This window comes from Paenibacillus tyrphae, from assembly GCF_027925525.1.
Lineage (GTDB): Bacteria > Bacillota > Bacilli > Paenibacillales > NBRC-103111 > Paenibacillus_G > Paenibacillus_G tyrfis_B.
The window spans coordinates 1-229 of the sequence record NZ_BSDJ01000128.1 but is presented as its reverse complement, the minus strand read 5'-3'; the positions used below and the strand labels follow the sequence as shown (position 1 = coordinate 229).

The 229-nt window shown below is 64.2% G+C and carries 1 protein-coding gene; it reads left to right on the top strand.

The window, feature by feature from the left end; genetic code table 11:
- A partial coding sequence (locus QMG93_RS35175) for an AMP-binding protein (RefSeq protein ID WP_281944545.1) occupies window positions 1-229 on the top strand: 229 nt, incomplete at both ends.

Sequence of the window (229 nt, the reverse complement as noted above, 5' to 3'; positions counted from 1 at the left end):
CGTGCCGATCGGCAAGGCGTGGCTGAACGCCCGGTTCTACATTGTGGATGCTCACTTGAACCCGGTACCGGTAGGGGTATTGGGCGAGCTGTGCATCGGCGGCGTCGGCGTAGCCCGGGGATACCTGAACCGACCGGAGCTGAACGAAGAGAAGTTTGTCGACAGCCCCTTCGTCCCGGGAGAGCGGCTGTACCGTACAGGGGACCTGGCGCGCTGGATGGAAGACGGG